Origin of the sequence: Caulobacter sp. UC70_42 (assembly GCF_044056025.1) — a bacterium.
GTDB lineage: Bacteria > Pseudomonadota > Alphaproteobacteria > Caulobacterales > Caulobacteraceae > Caulobacter.
This window is the reverse complement of the sequence record NZ_CP171994.1, coordinates 2,973,784-2,995,378: the sequence shown is the minus strand read 5'-3', so window position 1 is coordinate 2,995,378 and position 21,595 is coordinate 2,973,784. Positions and strand designations below refer to the sequence as shown.

Annotated in this window: 19 protein-coding genes and 4 pseudogenes; 10 read left to right on the top strand and 13 right to left on the bottom strand. The window is 67.5% G+C overall.

Annotated features, from left to right (window positions below; all coding sequences use genetic code 11):
* Nucleotides 1-179: 179 nt before the first annotated feature.
* The 3 genes and pseudogenes from ACHMW8_RS14930 to ACHMW8_RS14920 all read left to right on the top strand — a co-directional run.
* Nucleotides 180-380, top strand: a pseudogene (locus ACHMW8_RS14930) (hypothetical protein); the annotation flags it as partial.
* Nucleotides 381-498: 118 nt separating this feature from the next.
* On the top strand, nt 499-2,706 hold the full coding sequence (gene purL / locus ACHMW8_RS14925; protein WP_395442976.1) for a phosphoribosylformylglycinamidine synthase subunit PurL: 2,208 nt from the start codon (nt 499-501) through the stop codon (nt 2,704-2,706).
* Between the two features lie 17 nt (nt 2,707-2,723).
* The gene (locus ACHMW8_RS14920) at nt 2,724-3,089 is read left to right on the top strand and encodes a hypothetical protein (RefSeq protein ID WP_395442975.1); all 366 of its coding nucleotides are present in this window, start codon (nt 2,724-2,726) and stop codon (nt 3,087-3,089) included.
* Between the two features lie 89 nt (nt 3,090-3,178).
* Here ACHMW8_RS14920 and ACHMW8_RS14915 read toward each other — a convergent pair.
* Nucleotides 3,179-4,978 (bottom strand): annotated as a pseudogene (locus ACHMW8_RS14915) (ATP-binding protein); the annotation flags it as partial.
* A 118-nt stretch (nt 4,979-5,096) separates the two neighbouring features.
* Nucleotides 5,097-6,017: a M20/M25/M40 family metallo-hydrolase gene (locus ACHMW8_RS14910; RefSeq protein ID WP_395442974.1), complete on the bottom strand. Its 921-nt coding sequence runs from the start codon at nt 6,015-6,017 to the stop codon at nt 5,097-5,099.
* Nucleotides 6,018-6,162: 145 nt separating this feature from the next.
* Between ACHMW8_RS14910 and ACHMW8_RS14905 the strand changes: the two genes are divergently transcribed.
* From ACHMW8_RS14905 to ACHMW8_RS14890, 4 genes are all read left to right on the top strand, one after another.
* Complete coding sequence (locus ACHMW8_RS14905) at nt 6,163-6,399, top strand: BolA/IbaG family iron-sulfur metabolism protein (RefSeq protein ID WP_395442973.1); 237 nt, start codon at nt 6,163-6,165, stop codon at nt 6,397-6,399.
* Between the two features lie 9 nt (nt 6,400-6,408).
* Complete coding sequence (locus ACHMW8_RS14900) at nt 6,409-7,299, top strand: hypothetical protein (protein ID WP_395442972.1); 891 nt, start codon at nt 6,409-6,411, stop codon at nt 7,297-7,299.
* 70 nt (nt 7,300-7,369) lie between these two features.
* Nucleotides 7,370-7,711, top strand: coding sequence for a Grx4 family monothiol glutaredoxin (gene grxD / locus ACHMW8_RS14895; RefSeq protein WP_395442971.1), 342 nt, complete (start codon nt 7,370-7,372; stop codon nt 7,709-7,711).
* Entirely contained in the window at nt 7,708-8,127 is a 420-nt protein-coding gene (locus ACHMW8_RS14890; protein WP_125156297.1) for a thioesterase family protein, read from the top strand. The genes grxD and ACHMW8_RS14890 overlap by 4 nt, the downstream gene beginning before the upstream one ends.
* 3 nt (nt 8,128-8,130) lie before the next feature.
* On the opposite strand, the gene ACHMW8_RS14885 is transcribed toward ACHMW8_RS14890, so the two are convergent.
* Complete coding sequence (locus ACHMW8_RS14885) at nt 8,131-8,358, bottom strand: hypothetical protein (protein WP_395442970.1); 228 nt, start codon at nt 8,356-8,358, stop codon at nt 8,131-8,133.
* A gap of 11 nt (nt 8,359-8,369) precedes the next feature.
* Entirely contained in the window at nt 8,370-8,708 is a 339-nt protein-coding gene (locus tag ACHMW8_RS14880) for a hypothetical protein (protein ID WP_233586470.1), read from the bottom strand.
* A 138-nt stretch (nt 8,709-8,846) separates the two neighbouring features.
* On the opposite strand from ACHMW8_RS14880, the gene ACHMW8_RS14875 reads away from it, so the two are divergent.
* Nucleotides 8,847-9,989 carry a serine hydrolase domain-containing protein gene (locus ACHMW8_RS14875; protein WP_395442969.1) on the top strand — a complete coding sequence of 381 codons (1,143 nt, stop codon included), beginning with the start codon at nt 8,847-8,849 and terminating at the stop codon, nt 9,987-9,989.
* On the opposite strand, the pseudogene htpX reads toward ACHMW8_RS14875, so the two are convergent.
* The 5 genes and pseudogenes from htpX to ACHMW8_RS14850 form a co-directional block, all read right to left on the bottom strand.
* Nucleotides 9,986-10,923, bottom strand: a pseudogene (gene htpX / locus ACHMW8_RS14870) (zinc metalloprotease HtpX). The gene ACHMW8_RS14875 and the pseudogene htpX sit on opposite strands and share 4 nt — an antisense overlap.
* Before the next feature lie 16 nt (nt 10,924-10,939).
* Complete coding sequence (locus ACHMW8_RS14865; RefSeq protein WP_395442968.1) at nt 10,940-11,257, bottom strand: zf-TFIIB domain-containing protein; 318 nt, start codon at nt 11,255-11,257, stop codon at nt 10,940-10,942.
* Nucleotides 11,258-11,531: 274 nt separating this feature from the next.
* Nucleotides 11,532-12,149: a 30S ribosomal protein S4 gene (rpsD, locus tag ACHMW8_RS14860; protein WP_395442967.1), complete on the bottom strand. Its 618-nt coding sequence runs from the start codon at nt 12,147-12,149 to the stop codon at nt 11,532-11,534.
* A gap of 154 nt (nt 12,150-12,303) precedes the next feature.
* A complete protein-coding gene (gene fghA / locus ACHMW8_RS14855; protein ID WP_395442966.1) occupies nt 12,304-13,137 on the bottom strand; it encodes an S-formylglutathione hydrolase in 834 nt (277 codons plus the stop codon).
* Between the two features lie 129 nt (nt 13,138-13,266).
* Entirely contained in the window at nt 13,267-14,376 is a 1,110-nt protein-coding gene (locus tag ACHMW8_RS14850; protein WP_395442965.1) for an S-(hydroxymethyl)glutathione dehydrogenase/class III alcohol dehydrogenase, read from the bottom strand.
* A gap of 115 nt (nt 14,377-14,491) precedes the next feature.
* On the opposite strand from ACHMW8_RS14850, the gene ACHMW8_RS14845 reads away from it, so the two are divergent.
* Nucleotides 14,492-15,382 carry a LysR substrate-binding domain-containing protein gene (locus tag ACHMW8_RS14845; RefSeq protein WP_395442964.1) on the top strand — a complete coding sequence of 297 codons (891 nt, stop codon included), beginning with the start codon at nt 14,492-14,494 and terminating at the stop codon, nt 15,380-15,382.
* Here ACHMW8_RS14845 and ACHMW8_RS14840 read toward each other — a convergent pair.
* The 3 genes from ACHMW8_RS14840 to ACHMW8_RS14830 form a co-directional block, all read right to left on the bottom strand.
* On the bottom strand, nt 15,379-16,671 hold the full coding sequence (locus tag ACHMW8_RS14840; protein ID WP_395442963.1) for a DUF1254 domain-containing protein: 1,293 nt from the start codon (nt 16,669-16,671) through the stop codon (nt 15,379-15,381). The genes ACHMW8_RS14845 and ACHMW8_RS14840 overlap by 4 nt on opposite strands.
* A 79-nt stretch (nt 16,672-16,750) precedes the next feature.
* Complete coding sequence (locus ACHMW8_RS14835) at nt 16,751-17,167, bottom strand: host attachment protein (RefSeq protein ID WP_395442962.1); 417 nt, start codon at nt 17,165-17,167, stop codon at nt 16,751-16,753.
* 90 nt (nt 17,168-17,257) lie between these two features.
* Nucleotides 17,258-18,064 carry an RNA methyltransferase gene (locus tag ACHMW8_RS14830; protein WP_395442961.1) on the bottom strand — a complete coding sequence of 269 codons (807 nt, stop codon included), beginning with the start codon at nt 18,062-18,064 and terminating at the stop codon, nt 17,258-17,260.
* 77 nt (nt 18,065-18,141) lie between these two features.
* Between ACHMW8_RS14830 and ACHMW8_RS14825 the strand changes: the two genes are divergently transcribed.
* Complete coding sequence (locus ACHMW8_RS14825) at nt 18,142-19,137, top strand: serine hydrolase (RefSeq protein WP_395442960.1); 996 nt, start codon at nt 18,142-18,144, stop codon at nt 19,135-19,137.
* On the opposite strand, the pseudogene ACHMW8_RS14820 reads toward ACHMW8_RS14825, so the two are convergent.
* Nucleotides 19,134-21,556 (bottom strand): annotated as a pseudogene (locus tag ACHMW8_RS14820) (ATP-binding protein). The gene ACHMW8_RS14825 and the pseudogene ACHMW8_RS14820 overlap by 4 nt on opposite strands.
* Between the last annotated feature and the right edge of the window lie 39 nt (nt 21,557-21,595).

Here is a 21,595-nt window from a genome sequence, read left to right as displayed (position 1 = left end):
TCTTCCCGCCGGTCGCGTCCTTCAAGGCAAAGCTTTCGCCTCCAGCGTGAGATTCAAGGTTAATTCGCACTTGCCGGGGGAGAGGACTGGAACCCTCGTTTCGCATCGCCCAACGTCGCCCCAACACTGAATGGGGAGGCGTCGGCGGAGCCTTCCGAAGACGCGCAGAGTCAAACACCATGGCCGACCCCGAAGTTCGGTTCCCCGAGACCTATGTCAGCGGCGTCCCCGTCTGGGCCAAGCGCCGCAAGCGTTCCAACGTGCATCCCCTGCTGAACCTGACCCTGATCCTGCTGGCCCTGTTTGGTGCCGTGGTCATCGGCGTGTCGCTGCGCATGGGTTCGGTCGAGAAGGGCGGCGTGGTGATCGATCATTGGCTCGGCGAGGGCGGCGCCCTGACGGAGCGGCTGATCAGGTCGATGTAGCCGCGGCGGTCGGCCGGCAAGAAACGCGACAGGCTGTGGCGGAATCTGAACGAGCGGGTTAGAAGGCGCGCCCATGAGCACGCCCCAAAAGCCCATGGCCGAATTGGCCGCCGAGTTCGGCCTGAAACCCGCCGAATATGACGTTGTCCTCAAGCGCCTGGGGCGAGAGCCCAACCTGGTCGAGCTGGGCGTCTTCTCGGTGATGTGGTCCGAGCACTGCTCGTACAAGTCCTCGAAGAACCAGTTGAAGAAGTTCCCGATCGACGGTCCCCGCGTGATCTGCGGTCCGGGCGAGAACGCCGGCGTCATCGATATCGGCGATGGCGACGCGATCATCTTCAAGATGGAGAGCCACAACCACCCGTCCTACATCGAGCCCTATCAGGGCGCGGCGACGGGCGTGGGCGGCATCATGCGCGACGTCTTCACGATGGGCGCGCGGCCGATCGCTCTGCTGAACGCCCTGCGCTTCGGCGATCCGGAGCACCCAAAGACCAAGCGCCTCGTCGACGGCGTGGTCGCGGGCATCGCCGGCTACGGCAACTGCGTGGGCGTGCCCACTGTCGCGGGCGAGACCAACTTCCACAAAGGTTACAACGGCAACATCCTGGTCAACGCGATGTGCGTGGGCTTGGCCAAGGCCGACAGCATCTTCTACTCTGCCGCGCCGGGCCCTGGCTTAGCGGTCGTCTATTTCGGCTCCAAGACCGGCCGTGACGGCATTCACGGCGCGACCATGTCTTCGACCGAGTTCACCGAGGATTCCGAGGAAAAGCGCCCCACCGTGCAAGTCGGCGACCCCTTCGCCGAGAAGCTGCTGATCGAGGCCACCCTGGAACTGATGGCCACCGGCGCGGTCGCCGCCATCCAGGACATGGGCGCCGCGGGCCTGACTTCCTCGTCGGTCGAGATGGCGGGCAAGGGCGGCGTCGGCATCGAGCTGAACATGGACATGGTCCCGCAGCGCGAGACCGGCATGTCGGCCTACGAGATGATGCTGTCAGAAAGCCAGGAGCGCATGCTGGCGGTCCTGAAGCCCGGTCGCGAGCAGGACGGCCACGCCATCTTCGAGAAGTGGGGCCTGGACGCCGCCGTCATCGGCCACACCACCGATACGGGCCGCCTCGTGCTCAAGCATCATGGCGAGACGGTCTGCGACGTGCCGCTGGCCCCGCTGTTCGACGACGCGCCGCTGTATGACCGCCCGTGGGTGCAGCCCAAGCTGGATGCCCGCCTCGACCCCGCGACCATTCCGGCTCCGACCGACTGGAACGAAGCGGTCCTGAAGATCGTCGGCTGCCCCGACATGGCCTCCAAGCGCTGGCTTTGGGAGCAGTACGACCGCCACGTGATGGCCGACACCCTGGAAGACAGCGCTACAGGCTGCGACGCCGGCATCGTGCGCATCCACGGAACGGGCAAGGCCATCGCAGTCACCAGCGACTGCACCCCGCGCTACGTCCAGGCCGACCCCTACGAGGGCGGCAAGCAGGCCGTCGCCGAGGCCTGGCGCAACCTGACGGCCGCCGGCGCCCTGCCGATCGCCATCACCGACAACCTCAACTTCGGCAGCCCCGAAAAGCCCGAGACCATGGGCCAGATCGTCCGCGCCACCGACGGCATGGCCGAGGCCTGCCGCGCGCTGGACTTCCCGGTCGTGAGCGGGAATGTCAGCCTCTACAACGAGACCAACGGCGTCGCCATTCCGCCGACCCCGACCGTTGGCGCCGTGGGCCTGCTGGAAGACTACGACCTGCGCACCGATTTCTCCGGCGTCGCCGAGGGGGATGCGCTGGTGCTGATCGGCGAGACCCGCGGCGAACTGGGCGCCTCGATCTATCTGCGCGAGATTCTGGGCCGCGAGGACGGCGCCCCGCCGCCGGTCGATCTGGCTGTCGAGCGCAAGAACGGCGACTTCGTGCGCGGCCTGATCAGCTCGGGCCTCGTCGCGGGCGTCCACGACCTGTCGGACGGCGGCCTGCTGATCGCCGCGGCCGACATCGCCCTGGCCAGCAAGGTCGGCGTCACCCTGAACGCCACCAGCACGACCAATGCGCACCCGTACCTCTTGGGCGAGGACCAGGCCCGCTACCTGATCGCCACGCCGGACCCGGACGCGGTGCTGGAAGCGGCCAAGGAAGCTGGCGTCCACGCCCATGTCGCCGGCGTCGCCGGTGGGAACGACTTCGCGTCGACGGACCTTTTCAGCGTCTCGCTCGACGCCCTGCGCACGGCCCACGAATCCTGGCTGCCGGGCTACATGAACGCCCCCAAGGCCTAGCCGAAGGCTCCAGAACCATGCGTATTCTCGCCCTGACCGCCGCCATCGCCGCCCTGACGCTGAGCGCCTGCGCGGCTCCCAGCGCTCAACAGGCCGCCGAACCGGCCGCTCCGTCCGCCCAGACCCTGGCCGCCCAGTGCTCGGCCAGGGGCGGTGCGATCCAGCCGGTCGGCAAGGCCCAGATCCCGACCTGCGTCGTGCCCTATGCCGACGCTGGCAAGGCCTGCACCGACAAGAGCCAGTGCGAGGGCGCGTGCATCCTCGAGGGCAACCTGGAACCCGCGAGCGACGTCACCGGCCAGTGCCAGAAGACCAATCGCCAGTTCGGCTGCTACGCCAAGGTCGTGAACGGCAAGTCGACCGGGGCGATCTGCGTCGACTGAACGTCTCCGCTGTCCCGCATCCCGGAAGGCTCACTGGCTCCACGCTTTTCCGCGCCGGGTTGAAAGGTCTGGTCAAGCCGCGTGCGTCCGCCCGACCACCGCGCCACCGTCTCCAGCAGCTTCGTTGGATTGATCGGCTTGCCCAGGTGATCGTCCATGCCGGCCGCCAGGCAGTTGGCGATCTGTTCGGGTAGGACGTTGGCGGTCATGGCCACGATGGGGGTGGCCGCGCCGCGCGCGCCCTCCATGGCCCGGATCTCGCGGGTGGCGGTCAGGCCGTCCATGACCGGCATCTGCACGTCCATCAACACCAGGTCGAAGTGGCCCTGGCGCATGGCCTCGACGCCGGCGACGCCGTCATTGGCGGTCTCCACGTCCACGCCGAACGGCTCCAGCATGGTCTTGATCAGTTCACGGTTGACGGCGTTGTCCTCGACCAGCAACAGGCGCACGCCGCCCTCGCCGTCCAGCAGCGGCGCGGCCTCCTCCTCCGGCGCGGCCAGTTCGGCCAGCGGCCCACGCACCTCGAACCAGAAGGTCGAACCCCGCCCTTCGACGCTGTCGACGCCGATCTGGCCCTCCATGCGCTCGACGATGCGGCGCGAGATGGCCAGGCCCAGGCCCGTGCCCCCGAACCGGCGCGAGACAGCCGCGTCGGCCTGCGAGAAACGGTCGAAGATGTTGTCCAGGTGCTCGGGCGCGATTCCGATGCCGGTGTCGGTCACCGCGCCACGCAACAGCGCCGCGTCGCCCTCGACCTTCTGGCTAAGCGCCACCGTGATCGAGCCGTGGGCCGTGAACTTCACGGCGTTGGACAGGAAATTCAGCAGCACTTGCGACAGGCGCGGCCCGTCCAGGTTCATGGGCCTGAGGCCCTTGCTGGCCTTGACCTTGATGACCAGGCCCTTGGCGACCGCCCGCTCCTCGACAAGCGCCGCGCAGGACGAGGCCATGGCGGCGGGATCGAACGGCGCCGGGTCCAGCTCCAGCCCGCCGGCCTCCAGCCGCGAGAAGTCCAGCACGTCGTTGACGACGCTCAGCAGGGTATTGCTGGCGTCGAGGATGTGGCCGACCTGACGCGCGGCGGTCTGGCTCAAACCGCGCGAGCGGCGCAGCACCTCGGCGAAACCGATGATGGCGGTCAGCGGCGTGCGCAGCTCGTGGGTCATGTTGGCCAGGAAATCGGACTTGGCCGCCGACGCCGTCTCGGCCAGCTCCAGCGCCTTGGCGATATCCAACTCCAGCTGCTTGCGCTCGGTGATATCGCGCGAGGTGACCAGCAGGATCCCCGAGCCGTCGCCCAGCAGAGAATAGGCGCTCTCCAGCCAGATCAATGTTCCGTCCTTGCGCGTGCACTCGTAGTCGGCGGTGGCGGGCGGGCCGCCGGGCGTCAGGCCGCGGATCAGCTTCTGGACTCGCGCGAAGTCGGCCTCGCTGACCATGGCCTGGGGCGGCAAGGCCATGAACTCGTCCAGCGTGTAGCCGGTGATCCGCTGGATGCTGGGCGAGCTATAGACGCGCTCGCCCTTCGGCGACCACAGGGCCACATGGTCGGTCAGGTTGTCGCTCAGCAGGCGATAGAGGCGTTCGGCCTCCTCAGCCTCGACCCGGCGACGGTCGGCCTCCTCGATCGCCTCCTGCTTGGCGTCGAGACTGGCGGAGAGGTCGTCGCGCAACCGTTCCAACCTCTGGCGCTGGCTTGTCAGCCAGTAGGAGAGCGGCGCGGCCACCACCAGCGCGATCAGCAGGGTCGAGACCGGCGTGTAGGCGTTCGGCGTGTTCAACAGGACGATGTTGACCAGATAGTCCGTCGCCATGACCGCGCACACGATGAGAGCCACCGTAGGCGCGGTTCCAAAGATCCGATCTTTCAAGACGCCCAGGTTGATCGCGCGCTCCCGCTGCTGACTGATTCACGTTGGACCTCTCCAGAATAAGGAGAGATTGCGTGGCTTAGCCAGCCGCGGCGACAATTCGTCGCGCGGAAATCCAAATCAAACCCGAGGTTTAGCGCCCAGAAGCCTTGGCCACGCCGTCGAGGTCCTTTTCGAGCGCCAGGCTGGCCTGGACGACGGTCGCCACCGAACGCTTGAAGAAGTCCTGAGGCACGGTCGCGAAATCATCCGTGGGCCTATGATATTCGGGATGGTCCTCGACCCCGAAATAGACCCACGGCACGCCCTTCTCGCCGAAGGCGTAGTGGTCGGACTGAGTGGCCCAGTTGTTTTCCTTGCCGTCGGCGTCGGTGTCGTGACCCAGCTTCAGCGTCACCTTCGCTGTGGCGGCGACCTTGACCAGGATCGGCTTCAGGAACGGGAACGGCGAAGCGCCCGAGACATAAAGCTCGTTCTTGGCGTTCTTGCTCAGCATGTCGAAATTGACATCGAGTGCGATGCTTTCCAGTGGAACCGGCGGGGCGGCGGCGAAGGCCTTGGCGCCGCGCAGGCCGCTCTCCTCGGCGTCGACCACCGCGAAGATCACGTCGTGTTTGGGCCGCTTGGCCTTGAACGCCTCGGCCACGGCCAGCAGACCCGCCACGCCCGAGGCGTTGTCATCGGCGCCATTGTAGATTTCGCCGTTGCGGACGCCCAGATGATCGTAGTGGGCCGAGACGACCATCGCCTTGCCTGGCCTGGTCCCCTTGATGCGGGCCACCAGGTTGACGCCCCGCAGCTTGGTCCCGTCGCGCTTGGCGAACTCGAAGGGTTGCTCGAACGTGTCGCCGATCGGCGAGAGGCCGATCCGCGCGAAGCGCGACACGATGTAGCTCCGCGCCTTTTCCGAACCCGGCGTGCCGGGCGCGCGGCCCTGCATATCGTCGGCCGACAGGATGCGGATATCTTCGATGGCCCTGTCGCCAGGAGCGGCCAGGGCCGGCGCGGCGGCGGAGAGGATCGCGGCGGCGATCAGCGCGGAAAAACGGATCATGTCGCCTACATGCCGTGCGCGAAGTGGCGAATTCAATTAAATCTCGCCCATATCGCCGTGGACCGCCGTGACCAACGCTGTCAGCGTAGGCTCGTTGTTAAGGAATCCCGGCCACATAAGCCCTTCAGAGACCGGAGCCTTCCCAGTGCCCATGTCCCGCGCCGAGCTTGAGGCCCGCCTTACTACGGCCTTCCCCGATTCCGAGATCGTGCTGACCGACTTGGCCGGCGACAACGACCACTGGAAGGCCCGCATCGTCTCGCCGGCCTTCAGGGGCCTGCCGCGCGTGCGCCAGCACCAGCTGGTGAACAAGGCCCTGGCCGACGTGCTGGGCGGGACGCTGCACGCCCTGGCTCTCGAAACCGCAGCGCCAGCGGAATAGGAGAAGCGCGTGCGCTACCGGCCCTTTGGCGCCTCGGGCATGGCGGTCTCGGCGCTCACGCTGCGCCTGGCCGACAGTTCGCGCCTGCGGGCCAGCGAATGGCGCGCCCTGATCTTCACAGCGCTGGAAAACGGCATCAACAGCTTCCAGGTCGAAGGCGACTCGCCGGAGTTGCTGAAGGGCGCGGCCGAGGCCTTCGCCAGTGTCGAGCGGCGGCTGCTGTTCCTGACCTGGCGGGTGCGCGGCGACGCGGCGCCCCTCAACCATCAGGCGGTCGACGGTCTGCTGAAGTCGGCGTTCGACGATCTTTCGCTCGACTATCTCGATCTCGTGCTGATCAACGACCCGCTGACCCCGGCCCTGCCGCCCGCCTTCGAGGCCGGCCTGCGCTCGCTGTACGACAGCCACGCGATCCATGGCCTGGGCATAGCCAGTCGCGGCGACATCGATCCGCATCTGCTGAAGAACGGGATGGTCACGACCATCTCCTCGCCGTTCAACCTGTCGTCCGGCTGGGCCGAGCGCCACCGCATCCGCCACGCCTCGACGCACGACTTCGCGGTGATCGGCGAGGACTTCTGGCCCCAGGCCCTTCGCGAGGGCGGCGAGATGGCCGCTCCGAAACCGTCCCTGTGGCGGCGCCGATCCGATCCTCTGGCGGATATCGGCGGCTACGAGTTCCTGCACGCGACGCAGGGCTGGAGCGGCGAGGACATCTGCCTGGGCTACGCCCTGACCGAGCCGTCGCTGTCGACCGTGCGCATCACCGCTGATACTCGCGCCGACGTCGAGCGTCTGGCGGCCGTGGTCGAGCGCGACTTGCCCAACGGCGTCTGCGCCCAGATCGAGATGGCTCGCTTCTCGGCGCAGGAACGCGAGAAGGCGGCCAATCGTACTTGATAAACAAGGCGCACTTGACCCGGAGCCTGGCGGCGCCTAGCTGAAAGCCTTGCGTTCCAGGACAATCCCGATGACCGACGTCGCCTCCTCCCCCGCCCTCGACTTCATCGCCAAGACCGTGGCCGAAAATCCGGTCGTGGTGTTCATGAAGGGCGTGCCGGACCAGCCGCGCTGCGGCTTCTCGTCGGTCGTGGTCCAGATCCTCGATCACCTGGGTGTCGAGTTCATCGGCGTCGACGTCCTGCAGGACGACGACCTGCGCCAGGGGATCAAGACCTTCACCGACTGGCCGACCATCCCGCAGCTCTATGTGAAGGGCGAGTTCGTCGGCGGCAGCGACATCATCCGCGAGATGTTCCAGTCGGGCGAGTTGAAGACCTTCCTGACCGAGCAGGGCCTCATCGCCGCGTGAGTCGGGTCTTCGTCCCGCCTGCGGACGCCTATTGTCTGACCTTCGAGCCCAAGGCGTCTGACATTGACGCCAACGGCCACGTCAACAACGTGGTCTATCTGGCCTGGGCTCAGGACCTGGCCATCGCCCATTGGGAAGCCTGGACCAGCGAAGAACAGCGCGCGCCCTGGAGCTGGATCGCGCGCCGCCACGAGATCGACTATCGCCGCGAGCTGCTGCCGGGCGAGATCGCCACGGGCTATACCTGGGTCGGCGAACTGAAGGGCCCGCGGTTCGAGCGCTATGTCCGCATCGACGGCCCGGACGGCGAGATGTGCGCCCAGAGCCGCACTGACTGGGTGCTGATCGACATCGCCGCCAAGCGCCCCGCGCGCGTCCTGCCCTGGATGATCGAACGCTTCACGCCGAAGGGGTGAGTCTCAGGCCTGTGGCGTGGCGGAACGATAGATTTTCAGGATCCGGAAGCCGTTGCACTTCGAGCACGTACCCAACGTGTATTTGGTCCCGGCCGCGCCGTATCTAATGCCGCCCACCGAGGTGAGCGATTTCTGGTGGCCACACTTGGTGCACCGGATCTTCCACTCGCGCGACTGGCGGGCGATGTCCTCGGCGAGATTGCCAAACCCCTTGCGGATAAAGTCGAACACGCGCGCCCTCCTCAGGGAACCGGATTAGCGATGACGATGCGGTCGGCGTGAGTCAGGCCCAGTTCGTCATAGCTGAACCGAAGCTCCGCCGCGCCCGTCGGCCCCCTGCAGGTCTCCAGCCGCCGCCGCGCGAAGGCCACCACGGCGTGGCCGGCCTTGCGATCGACGCGGAACACGAAATCGGCCTTGGCCGTGCACCCCTTCGAGGCGACGCGGATCGTCAGGACGCGCGGACCGGTCTTCGCCGCCAGCAGCGGCTCCAACTCCGGAAAGATCTCGCCCGGCGCGGCGGCCAGCAGCGCGGGCGTCGTCGCGCAACCGGCCAGCGTTAGGGCTGTTCCGGCGAGCACAAAACCTCTACGCGAAAGAACGACGCTCATCGACCTCTGTACGAACCGCCCGACTTGAGGTGAAGATCGCCCAGCGCTGGCGACCTGACCAGCCCCGAAGCCCGCGGGGCTTCGGTCTTCAGACAGTCGGAGCGTATCGTGCGTTTTCGTTCAGCCTTCCTGGCCGCGTCGCTGGCCAGCGCTTTTGCGGCGCCCGCGGCGCATGCCGCTCAGGACTACCAGAAATTTGACGCCGAGATCGATCGGCTAATGGTCGCCGGCAAGATACCCGGCGTCGCCGTGGCCGTGATCGACGGCGGCAAGGTCCGCCATGTGGTCGCCCGGGGCGTGCGCAACGAAAAGGGCGATCCGCTGACCACCGATACGATCATGTATGCGGCGTCGCTCACCAAACTGACCTTCGCCTACTACGTCCTGATGCTGGTCGACGACGGCAAGATCGACCTGGACAAGTCCATCGCCGAGTACCTGCCCAAACCGCTGCCCGCCTATCCGAAATATGCCGATCTCGGGGTCGACGAGCGTTGGAAGACGATCACCCTCCGCCGTCTTCTGACCCACAGCTCGGGCTTGGCGGACCAGCGGTTCTACGACCCGGAGAACAAGTTCCGGTTCAATCTGGAGCCGGGCGCGCGCTACGCCTATTCCAACGAAGGCGTCAATCTCGCACAGTTCGTCATCGAGGAAAGCCTGGGTCTGAAGGTGGGCGACGAGATGAACCGTCGGATCTTCCAACCCTTGGGCATGACCCGCTCCAGCATGATCTGGCGCGACGATTTCAAGGCCAACCTGGCCGACGGCATGCACGAAGACGGCAAGTGGGAGGAGCATGACGACCGCTCCAGCGTCAAGGCGGCAGGGTCCCTGGACACCACGATCAGCGACATGGCCAAGCTGGCGGCGGCCCTGGTGTCGGGCTGGGGTCTGTCGGCCAAGACCCGCGCCGAGTTGGACAAGGCGAGCTTCCCGATCGTCAGCGAAAGTCAGTTTCCGCCGTTCCTGATCAAGGACAGTCCCGCCAACGCCAAGATCGGCTTGGCCGCCGGCATCGGCGTGGTGGTCTATGACGGCCCGCAAGGCCACGCCTTCTTCAAGGGCGGCCACAACGACATCACCGACAACCACCTGGGCTGCGTCGAGAAAGGCAAGCGTTGCGTCGTGCTGCTGAGCAACAGCGGCGTGGGACAACGCCTCTACCCGACCCTGGCCAAGATGGTGCTGGGCGACCTGGGAACGCCTTGGGCGTGGGAGTATAGCCGGCAGCTGCCGATCGCACCTTAGCCCCAGGGACCGGCGTTTCGCCCATCGCTGGGCGGAACCAGGGTGTGGACCGACACTGGACGCCGCGCCGCCGCCCCCTGACCGACGCCCAGCCGCATCAAGGCCTCGACGCGGTTGCGGGTCGCCGGGTGGGTCGAGAACAGGTTGTCGGCGCCCTTCCCGTTCAGCGGGTTGATGATGAACATGTGGGCCGTCGCCGGATTGCGCTCGGCCTCGTAGTTCACATAGCCGCCGCGGGCATAGGCCTCGATCTTCTCCAGCGCGCGGGCCAGGGCCGCCGGGTCGCCGCCAATCGACGCGCCGATGCGGTCGGCCTCGTATTCGCGGGCCCGGCTGATGGCCATCTGCACCAGCATGGCGGCGATCGGAGCCAGGATGGCGATGGCGATCGCACCGATCACGCCGCCCGGCCGCTCCTCGTCCCGCGAGCCGCCGAAGAAGAACGCGAAATTGGCCAGGGCCGAGATCGCGCCGGCGATGGTCGCCGTCACGGTCATGGTCAGGGTGTCGCGGTTCTTCACGTGGGCCAGTTCGTGGGCCATCACGCCGCGGATCTCGTCGCGGGTCAGCAGAGATAGCAGACCCGTCGTCGCGGCGACGGCGGCGTGAGCCGGATCGCGGCCGGTGGCGAAGGCGTTGGGCTGATCGCTCTGGATCACCGTCACGCGCGGACGAGGGAGACCGGCCTTGGCGGCCATCTCCACCACGTCGATCACGTAGTTGCGGATCAGCGGCTCCGGATGGCTCTCATCCACCACCTGCGCGCCATAGGTCCGCAGCACGATCTTGTCGGCGTTCCAGTACGAGAAGGCGTTCAGCGCCACGGCGAAGGCCAGGGCGATCAGCATTCCCGTGGACCGCCGATCGGATAGCCCGCGGCCATGAACAGCGCGGTAAGGCCCGCCAGTAGCAGATAGGTCTTGAAGTGGTTCATTGGTTTATCGGTGTCGTCAGTCGAAGATGTCGAACAGGTCGAAGCGCTTCTTCTTGTGGCCGTGCTGGCCCGGGCGGCGATAGCGATCGTCGTCATTGTCGCGGTAGCGCCCATGGTCGTGCTTGTGGTGATCGTGGTGGTGATCGGGGCGCGTATAGGGACGAGGCTCATTATAGATAGCTTGCGTCTCCTCGCGCTCCAGGGACATCAGCTTTTCAAGCTCGCCCCGGTCCAGCCAGACGCCGCGGCAACGCGGGCACATGTCGAACTCGACGCTGGCGCGCTGCACGGCCTGCATGGCGCCGTCGCAGTTGGGGCACATCAGAAGGGGCATACAGAAACCTCCGGTCCAAGGGATGGAACGGGTGTCCTCGATGACAGGCGGCGCCTTTGGGGGAGGGGCGGTGGCGGCCGGACCCAGACATCGAGAACACCCGATGCGGTCCGACATCACGAGTGCTTGCATCACTCGCCAGAGGGGCCCGGTCCCGCCTTCTAAAGCTGGGATAGCGCCCGGGGTCTTTCAAGAGGCGCGAAGCCCTTAAGGACGCAACAAAAAAGGCCCCGGATCGCTCCGGGGCCTTTTCCGTATCTTTCGGATCCGACGCTTACGAAGCGTAGAATTCGACGACCAGGTTCGGTTCCATCTTCACCGGATACGGAACTTCCGAGAGTTCCGGAGCGCGGACGAAGGTGGCCGACAGGCCCTTGGCGTCGACCGAGACGTACTCGGCGAAGTCGCGCTCGTTCGAGGCGACAGCTTCCAGGACCAGGGCCATGTTGCGCGACTTTTCGCGGACCGCGATCACGTCGCCCGGCTTGCAGCGGTACGACGGGATGTTCACGCGCTTGCCGTTCACGGTCACGTGGCCGTGGTTCACGAACTGGCGGGCGGCGAACACGGTCGGCACGAACTTGGCGCGATAGACGATGGCGTCCAGGCGCGATTCGAGCAGAGCGATCAGGTTCTCCGAGGTGTTGCCCTTGCGGCGGGCGGCTTCCTCGTAGGTGCGCGAGAATTGCTTCTCGGTCAGGTTACCGTGGTAGCCCTTCAGCTTTTGCTTGGCGCGCAGCTGCAGACCGAAGTCAGAAACCTTGCTCTTGCGGCGCTGGCCGTGCTGGCCGGGACCGTACGAGCGTTGGTTGACCGGGGACTTCGGACGGCCCCGCAGGTTTTCACCCATGCGGCGGTCGATCTTGTACTTGGCGCTATGGCGCTTCGACATAGTCGTTCTTTCTAACGATCCGGGCCGGCTCCCCCTGAGGAGGTGCGATTGCAACGGCGGCTTCGGGTCAATCCGTCATAAGGTCATCGCGCCGTCCGGCGAGCCGGCAGCGTGAAGGGGTGGCTTATGCCGAAGGGGCATATCGGTGTCAATGTCAGAGGCGCGGCGCGTGAAACGCCACGTGATCGCCAATGAAGGTCGCGATGAAGAAGTAGCTGTGGTCGTAGCCCTCTTGCCGGCGCACCGTGACCTTGCGACCGGCCTTGGCGGCGGCGGCTTCGATCAGCTCCGGCTTCAACTGGCTTTCCAGGAAGCTGTCGGCCAGGCCCTGGTCGATCAGGATCTCGTCGAACGCGCTCCCCGCCCCGTCCTCGATCAGCGCGCAGGCGTCATGCGCTCGCCAGGCCGCGCGGTCGGGGCCGAGATAGGCAGTCAGGGCCTTGTCGCCCCACGGGCAGCTCAAGGGCGAGACGATCGGCGAGAAGGCGCTGACCGACTTGAAGAGCTCGGGGTGCTTCAAGGCGATGGTCAGGGCGCCGTGGCCGCCCATCGAATGGCCGAAGATCCCCCGGCGGGCCGTGTCCAGCGGGAAGGCGCCGTCGACGGCCGCCAGCAGGTCGCCGGTGATGTACGAGTGCATCATGAAGTGCGGCGCCCACGGCGCCTGGGTGGCGTCGACATAGAAGCCCGCCCCCTGTCCAAGGTCATAGGCCGGGTCGTCGGCCACGCCGTCACCACGCGGCGAGGTATCGGGCGCGACGATCGCCACGCCGTGCCTGGCGGCGTGTTCGTAGACGCCGGACTTCACCGTGAAATTGTCCTCGGTGCAGGTCAGACCCGACAGCCAGACGAGATAGGGAAACGGCCCCTCGCCGTCAGGAACCCACACCGTGAACTTCATCGGCGTGCCGGTGCTGGTGCTGGCGTGCTTGCAGTAGCGCAGCGTTCCGCCGTGGACGCGGTGGGTGGAGAGGGTTTCGACGGTCATGATCACTCCTGCCACTCGCCCCCTCCGCGCTTCGCGCTCCTCCCCCGGAGGGGAAGAAGGTTCACCTTCCGCCCGCCTTTGGGGGCGGACGACCGCGAAGCGGTCAGGTGGGGGGAGTATCGCCTCTAACTAGAACGTCACCACGGTGCGGATGCTCTCGCCGGCGTGCATAAGGTCGAAGGCCTTGTTGATGTCTTCCAGCGGCAGGACGTGGGTGATCATCGGGTCGATCTGGATCTTGCCGTCCATGTACCAGTCGACGATCTTGGGCGTGTCGGTGCGGCCGCGCGCGCCGCCGAAGGCCGTGCCGCGCCACACCCGGCCGGTGACCAACTGGAAGGGACGGGTGGAGATCTCCTTGCCCGCCTCGGCCACGCCGATGATGATGCTCTCGCCCCAGCCGCGATGGCAGGCCTCCAGCGCCTGGCGCATGACCGTGGTGTTGCCGGTGGCGTCGAAGGTGTAGTCCGCGCCGCCGTCGGTCAGGGCCACCAGGTGCGCGACGAGATCCCCGTCGACGGTCTTGGAATTGACGAAGTGGGTCATGCCGAACTTGCGGCCCCACGCTTCGCGCTCCGGATTGAGATCGACGCCGACGATCATGTTGGCGCCGACCAGCTTCAGGCCCTGGATGACGTTCAGGCCGATGCCGCCCAGGCCGAAGACGATGGCGTTGGCGCCCGGCTCAACCTTGGCGGTGTTAGTCACCGCGCCCACGCCCGTGGTCACCCCGCAGCCGCAGTAGCAGGCGGTCTTGAACGGCGCGTCGCGGCGAATCTTGGCCACCGCGATCTCGGGCAGCACCGTATAGTTCGAGAAGGTCGAGCAGCCCATATAGTGGGCGATGGCCTGGCCCTTGTACGAGAAGCGGCTGGTGCCATCGGGCATCAGGCCCTTGCCCTGGGTGGCGCGGATCGCCGTGCAGAGATTGGTCTTGCCGCTGAGGCAGCTTTTGCACTGGCGGCATTCGGGCGTGTAGAGCGGGATCACGTGATCGCCGACCGCCACCGAGGTGACGCCGGGCCCGACCTCGACCACCACGCCCGCGCCCTCGTGGCCCAGGATCGAGGGGAAGATGCCCTCGCTGTCCAGGCCGTCCAGGGTGTAGGCGTCGGTGTGGCAGACGCCGGTCGCCTTGATCTCGACCATCACCTCGCCAAACTTCGGCCCCTCCAGGTCGACCTCGACGATCTCCAGCGGCTTCTTGGCTTCGAAGGCGACGGCGGCGCGGGTTTTCATGGACAGGCTCCCTCGAGATTTGCGTGATCTTGGTACGCCGCGCGGCCCGCGTCGATAATCCCGATCTGCGCAAAACATTGTTGCTCACAAAGAATAATCGGCGCATCCCTGCCGCATGAGCCGCTGGGACGGGATCGACGAATTCGTGGCCACGGCCGAGGCCGAAAGCTTCTCCAAGGCCGCCCTGCGTCTGGGCCTGTCGACCTCCGGCGTCAGCCGCGCGGTGGCGGGACTGGAAGAGCGGCTGCAGACGCGCCTGCTCTATCGCACCACGCGCCGCGTCAGCCTGACCGACCCCGGCCGCGCCTTCCTCGCCCGCTGCCGGCAACTGATCCTCGACCGCGACGAGGCCCTGGCCGCCGTCGGCGAGGAAGACGGCGAGCTGAAGGGCCTGCTGCGCATGACCTGCTCGACGGCCTATGGCGAGAGGTTCGTGACCCCGGCGGTGAACACCTTCATGCTGGCCCACCCCAAACTGTCGATCCTGATCGAGTTGGACGACGCGGTGCGCGACATCGTCAGCGAGGGCTTCGACCTGGCCATACGCTTTGGCCGCCTGACCGACAGCCGGCTGATCGCCAAGCGCCTTGCCTCGCGCACCCGGCGACTCTGCGCCGCGCCCAGCTACCTGGCCCGCGCCGGCGCCCCGCAAGCCATCGCCGACCTCTCGCGCCACGCCTGCGTTCTGGGCGCGGTCGACACCTGGCCGTTGCGCGAGCATGGCCCGGACGGCGAGCGCGAGATCGCCTTCAAGCCGCAAGGGCGCTGGCGCTGCAACAGCGGTCAGTCGGTGCTGGACGCGGCGCTGCAAGGCCTGGGGATCTGCCAGTTGCCGAACTTCTATGTCGACGCCCCCATCGCCGACGGCCGGCTGGTCCCGCTGCTGGAGGCCAACCGCCCGGCCGACGAGGGCGTCTGGGCCGTGTATCCGCACCTGCGCCTGCTGCCCGCCAAGGCCCGCCTGCTGGTCGAGCACCTGGAACGCAGCCTGGCCGAGGCCGGCTAGACCTTGACCACCGCCGGCAACCGGAAACGGCCGTCCAGAAGTTCCGCCTTGGGCAGGTAGGCCCGCAGATACATGGCGAACGGGCCGGACTTGGGCGCGGGCAGCCAGTTGGCGGTCTTGTCGCCGCCCGGGTCGGCGCGGCCGATCCAGAGGTCGAGCGTTCCGTCGGCGTTGCGCTTCAGCCCTGGCGTGCGATCGCCGATCGCATAGCGCTTGAGCGGGTTGTCGGTGAAGAAGTACTGGCCGTCGGCCGTGGCCTCGTACATCGACAGCGACCAGAAGCCGTCCAGCGGCAGCTGGGCCGGCAGGCTCAGGCGATAGGGGCCGTCGCCCGTGAAGCTCCCCGCCCCGTCGTCGCCGGCCGCCTTCAAGTACACGGCCTCGGCCACCGGCAGAGCGCCCAGGCCCTGCAGGGCGACGATGGCGCGATAGAGATAGTCCTGGCCGTAGTCGCCGAGGTTGGGCCTCGGATACGACCAGCCGCCGGTGAACACCTGCCGCCCCTTGGCGAAGACGGTGATCATCTTGGCCTCGTCGACGCCGTCGACGGCCGCGGTTTCTCTGAACGGACCCGCGCCCAGGAACGCGCTCGTGCGGCGCAGGATCTTCAGGTCGGTCGGCGGGCCCGGATCGCTGGCCAGCAGGGCCCGCGCGGTCGCGAAGTAGTCGGCCGGTTTGGCGTCGCGGGCCGCGTAGGCGGCGATCGGACCGCCAGCGGCCCCCTTCAGCACGAAGCCGTCCTGGGCGTTGTGGGTGGCGGCCAGGTCCTCGCCGCCGTCGGTCAGGATGCGGATCAGCATCCAGGCGTGCGGCGTGGCTATGCGGACGGGGTTCGGCCCCGTCGAGGCCTGGCCCGGCCCGACCAGGGTGAAGGTCCCGCCCTCGCCGCCGATCGTACGCGTCCCCAGCACCACGTTGTTGTTGGTGAACATGTCCATCACCGCCACCGAGTAGTAGCGCTTGCCCATCGGCGGGATGGTCAGGGTCCCGGCCCCCTTGGAAAGATCCAGGAAGGCGGATGAATAGAGGGTGTCGTTGTTGGGCGTCGTGACCCAGCGGGCCGTATGATCCGACAGGGCGCGGGTGTGGCTCAGCCTGTTGATAGCCGCGCCGGGGGTCTTGAGGAGGCGCGCCCGGGTCGTGGCCATCTCGATCAGGGGCAGGGCGTAGAGATAGGCGTCGCGCGCGGCGGTGGCGTCGCCGTCCATCTTTTCCTGGACAGCGGCGCGCGCCAAGCTTGGGGCAAGCCCCAAGGCCCCGGCCAAGGCCAGCAGTTCACGACGGTTCATGCCGCCCTCCCCAACATTTGTTTGAAGGGAGTGAACGCGGGAACGGCGCGGGACGCAAGCGTCGCGCGCCGTCAAATGTTCAGGCCGCGCTGGCGAAACGCGCGGCGTGAACGACACTTTCCAGGGTGATCAGCGTGGCGTCGACGCGGTCGTGCGCATCCGAGCCGACGACCTTCTTGGCGACGGCCGACGACAGGGCCTCGCGCAGGTGCCCCAGAGCTCGGGGCGGCGCCACGAGGATCACCTGATCCAGGCCATGCTTGGCCATCAGGGCCTCCACGCGCCTGGCCAGATCGGCGAGGAACGCCTTTTCGGCCCGATCGCGCGCGTCGCCCGAATGGGTGATATGGCTGGGCGCGGCGTGATCGTGATGTTCCTTAACATCGGCCAGCCATTCGGGCCGATCGTGCAGCGGTCCATCGATCCGCGTCTGCTCCAGCAGCCGGGCGCGACGTCCGTCGGCGACGACGATGAGGGTTGTTGCATCGGGGGTCATGGAAGCTCCTTGCTTGGCCATGACCACAGCGTGCGCCCGCCGGAGCGCCGCAAGGATGATTAAAGTCAAATTCGCGCCGCGGCCCGATCCTTAAGGAGCCTCGCTCTTGGCGGCCTTGGCGGCCAGCTTGGCCAGAACGCGGCCGCGCCCCTTGCTGAGCGCGGTGATCACGCCGCGGAAGGTGCGCACCTCCTGGTCGGTCAGGCGGGCGCGGGCCAAGGGGACGCGCAGGTTGCGGACCATCGAGGGCCGCTTCTCGGGCGGATGGTAGAAGCCGGCCTTGTCCAGTTCGCCCTCGAGATGTTCGTAGAGGCCCATCAGGGTAGCCTGATCGGCGGGTTCCTCGACGTTCTGCTCGAACTTCTTCCAGGGCCGGTCGTCCTGGGTCATCTTCCATTCGTAGGCGTTGATCGACACCGCCTGGGCCAGGTTCAGGGAGCGGAAGCGCTCGTCGATCGGGATCGAGACGATGGCCTGGCAAAGGGCGATGTCGTGGGTTTCCAGACCCGCGCGCTCGCCGCCGAACAGCAGGCCGACGCCGCGCCCCAGGTCGACCTCCTCGGCCAGGTGGCCGGCGCTTTCACGTGGCGTGTAGACCGGCAGCCGCGTCTCGCGCGGGCGGGCCGTGGTGGCGTAGACCAGCTTCAGGTCGGCGATCGCCGCTTCCAACGTGTCGAACACCTTGGCGTCGTCCAGCGGCCAGCTGGCACCCGAGGCGCTTGCCCAGGCCCGCTCCTGCGGCCAGCCGTCGCGTGGTCGCACCAGGCGCAGGTCGTAGAGCCCGAAATTGGCCATGACCCGAGCCACCGCGCCGATGTTCTCGGCCAGTTGGGGCTCGTTGAGGATCACGCAAGGCGGCGTGACTTTGGGCGGGACGGACTCGAAGTCTTCGGTCATCCGCACCCTTTGCCGCCGACCGCGCACCGTATGCAAGAGGCAGCGCAGCCGAACCGCCACGGCCGCGTTTAGCGGGGATGTCACGCCGCGCCTTTCTGACCGCCCTCCTCGCCCTGCCCGTGCTGGCCTCTTGCGGCGAGAAGCCGATGCTGGGGCAGGAAGAGCCGGCCATGAAGCCAAAGAACCTCCAGAAGCGCATCGAGGCCATCGCCGCCCGCGCGGCGCCCGCCGTGTTGGGCGTGGCGGTCGAGGATCTCGGCACGCGTCAACTCTGGGCGTTCAACGGCGACCGGCCGTTCCCGCTGGGCGGCGCCGCGCGCATCCCGATCCTGGCGTCGGTGATGGCCGAGACCGAGTCCGGGCGCCTGCCGCCCGGCGAGATCCTGTCCGTCCGCGATGTCGACCTTTCGCCGCCGCCCAGCGCCGTGGCCGACGCCTGGCCGGGACGCCAAACCTGGAGCGTCGCGGAGCTGGAGACCCTGGCCCGGGAAGGCGACAACACCGCGCTCGACCTGTTGACCAGGCGGGTCGGCGGACCGGGCGGTGTCAACGGATGGCTGGACGTCAAGCGGCTCGAGCACGTCAGCGTCGACCGCTACCGCCGCCAGATCGCCACCGACGCCCGCGGCCTGGCTTCATTTCGCGCCGACTGGAAGGGCGACGTCGCCTGGCGCAAGGCGGTCGACGCCGTGCCGGCCGACGCGCGCGCTCGCGCGGCCCAGGCTCGCGCGACCGACCCGCGCGATACCGCCACGCCAGTCGGGCTGGTCCGCTTACTGGAGGCCTTCATCAATCGCGAGCTGTTGTTCGAGCCCGACCCGGCGCGCCTGCTAGGCCGCGATCCTGGCTACCTGGCCAACGCCCTGCCCGACGGCGCCAGCATCATCCAGTCGGCCGGCGCCCCCCGGTCGGATCTCGGCGTGCAGCCCACCAACCACGCCGAGGCCTTCGTCGAACTGAAGGACGGCCGCCGGATCGCCTTCGTCGTCTTCCTGACCGCCTCGACCGCCGACGCCGCCCAGCGCGAGGCGATCATCACCGACGTCGGCCGGGCGGTCTTGAAGGAGTTCTAACGCTTCCAGGCCCGCGCCAGGGCTTCCAGCAACTGCGCAGGATGCAGCGGCTTGGCCAGGTGCAGGTCGGCGCCGGCGGCCTCGGCGGCGGCGATATGGTCCTCCATGGCGTTGGCCGTCAGCATGACCACCAGGATCGGCGGCGCGCCCGAGGCGGCCTCGCGAGCCCGGATCGCGCGCGTGGCCGTCAGTCCGTCCATGACCGGCATCTGCATGTCCATCAGCACCGCGTCGAAGCTGGCCTCGTCCAGCGCCCTTAGCGCCGCCTCGCCGTCCCCGACCATGGTCAGGTCGACACCGAACGGCTCCAGCACGATCTCGACGACCTTACGGTTGGTGGGATGGTCCTCGGCGACCAACACCCGCATGCCCTCGAGCGAGATTTCACGGTCCTCCTCGACGGCGGCCTCGGCCACGGTCGCGCAGCGCTTCAGCGGCAGCAGCACCTCGAAGCGCGCGCCGCGCCCCGGCGAGGCGTCGGCGCTGATGCCGCCGCCCATCATCTCGGCCAGGGCCGCGCAGATCGACAGGCCCAGGCCCGTGCCGCCGAACTGGCGGGTGATCGACTGGTCGGCCTGGACGAAGCGCTTGAAGAGGCGATCGCGTACGCCCTCGTCAAAGCCGACCCCCGTGTCGCGCACGACGAAGCGGATCTTGTCATCCACCCGGTCGACCTCCAGCGACACCTCGCCCCGCTCGGTGAATTTCACGGCGTTGGCCAGGAGGTTCGAGAGGATCTGGCTGATCCTCCCAGAAGTCGCCCTCATAGGTTCCTTCCGTGTCGGGCGAGACCGACCAGCGGAAGACCAGTTGCTTGGCTTCCGCGGCGGCGGCGTGCAGCTCGGCCATGCCCCGCACCAGCTGGGTCAGGTCGAACGGCCCGGTCGTCAGCTGGAACTCGCCGGCCTCGATCTTGGAAACGTCCAGGATGTCGCCCAGCACCTGCTCCAGCAAGCGCCCCGACGAGGAGACTAAAGCCGCCAGTTCGCGGCGGGCGATCGGGTCTTCCTCGTCGCCCAGGCGGTCGCCGATGGCGATCACGCCGTTCAGCGGCGTGCGCAATTCATGGGACATGTTGGCCAGGAACACCGACTTGGCCTGGTTGGCCCGCTCCAGCTCGGCGGTGCGCTCGGCCACGCGATCCTCCAGCGAGCGGCGCAGTTCCTCATTGCGCTCCCGCTGGCTGCGGAGCGCTCTGGCCAAGGAGCCGATCTCGTCGGTGCGGGCCTCGATCGGCTGGGCGGCGGCCGGGTCGCCCCGGCGCTGGGCCTCGGCCAGGGCCTCCAGCGGCGCGGCCACCATCTGGTTGGTCAGGCGGTAGAGCAGCAAAACCTCAGGGCTACGCCGAAGAAGCCGAACAGCAGCACCCACGAGGCGGTCTTCAGCGACGACCAGACGATGTCGCCCGGCGGGAAGGTCATCAGGAACCACCAGCCCGGCTCGACGAGTCGGCCAAAGGCCACCAGTCGATCCCCCTGGGCGTGAGGACGGCGCCCACGTCGCGCTTCTGCGCGCGGATCGTGTCCACCAGGTTCTTCAGGTCGTTGTCGGTCTCGAACTTGCGCAGCAGAGCCGCGTCGACCACGCCGTCCCGAGCCAATCCCTGGGCGCCGATCAGTTCGCCATCGTCGGCGACGATCAGGTTACGCCCGCCCGGCAGAGCATCGGCTACGGCGCGCAACAGGTAGCTGTCGAGCGACAGGCTGGTGCCGAACGCGCCCATGAACTGGCCCTTGTAGTAGAAGGGCGTCATGCAGGCCGCGTTCAACCCTGGACCGCTGGGATCCGAGATCAAGCGCCGCAGCTTGGTGCACTTCATCACCCGGTCCGGATTGTTCTCGGGCAGGGTCAGGAGGGTCATCTCCTCCTGGCTGATGTCGAGGCTCGGCGGGGCGTCGCGGCGGTAGTAGAGCAGCTTGTCCGGCCGGTGGGGCCCGAACATCACCATCCGCGTCCTGGGCGTGAAGAAGTAGAAGTTGTCGTAGTGGCGGATCCCCGCCTCGCCGGTCGCGGCCACCACGTCCGTGGCGGCGACGAACAGCTGCTGCTCGGGCAGGCTCATAGCGTCGGCGCCGGGCAGGTAGCCGCCTATGCCATAGACGTAGCGGTCGCCGATCCGCGCGCCGTTGAACAGGCCGTCGGCCGAGCGCCGGGTGCCGTCGCCCTTCTCCGGGAACAATCGCTCGAACTGGGCATGGATCTCGGGGGCGTCGCCCACGTCCAGGCGTCGCGTCAGCGCCTCGCTCGCCGCGTCGTGGACCTTGACCAGGTCGGAGAACAGGCGGTCCTCGGTCTTGACCCGCTCGCCGACATACTCGGCCAGGTGGCGCGTCTGGGTGTCGGCGGCGCTCTTGCGCACGAAGACGAAGGCGGCCGCTGTCGCGACGCCCGTCACCGCGATCGACAGAATCGCCACCATGGTCAGGAGCCGCCGCGCCAGCGGCGTCGTCACGCTCGT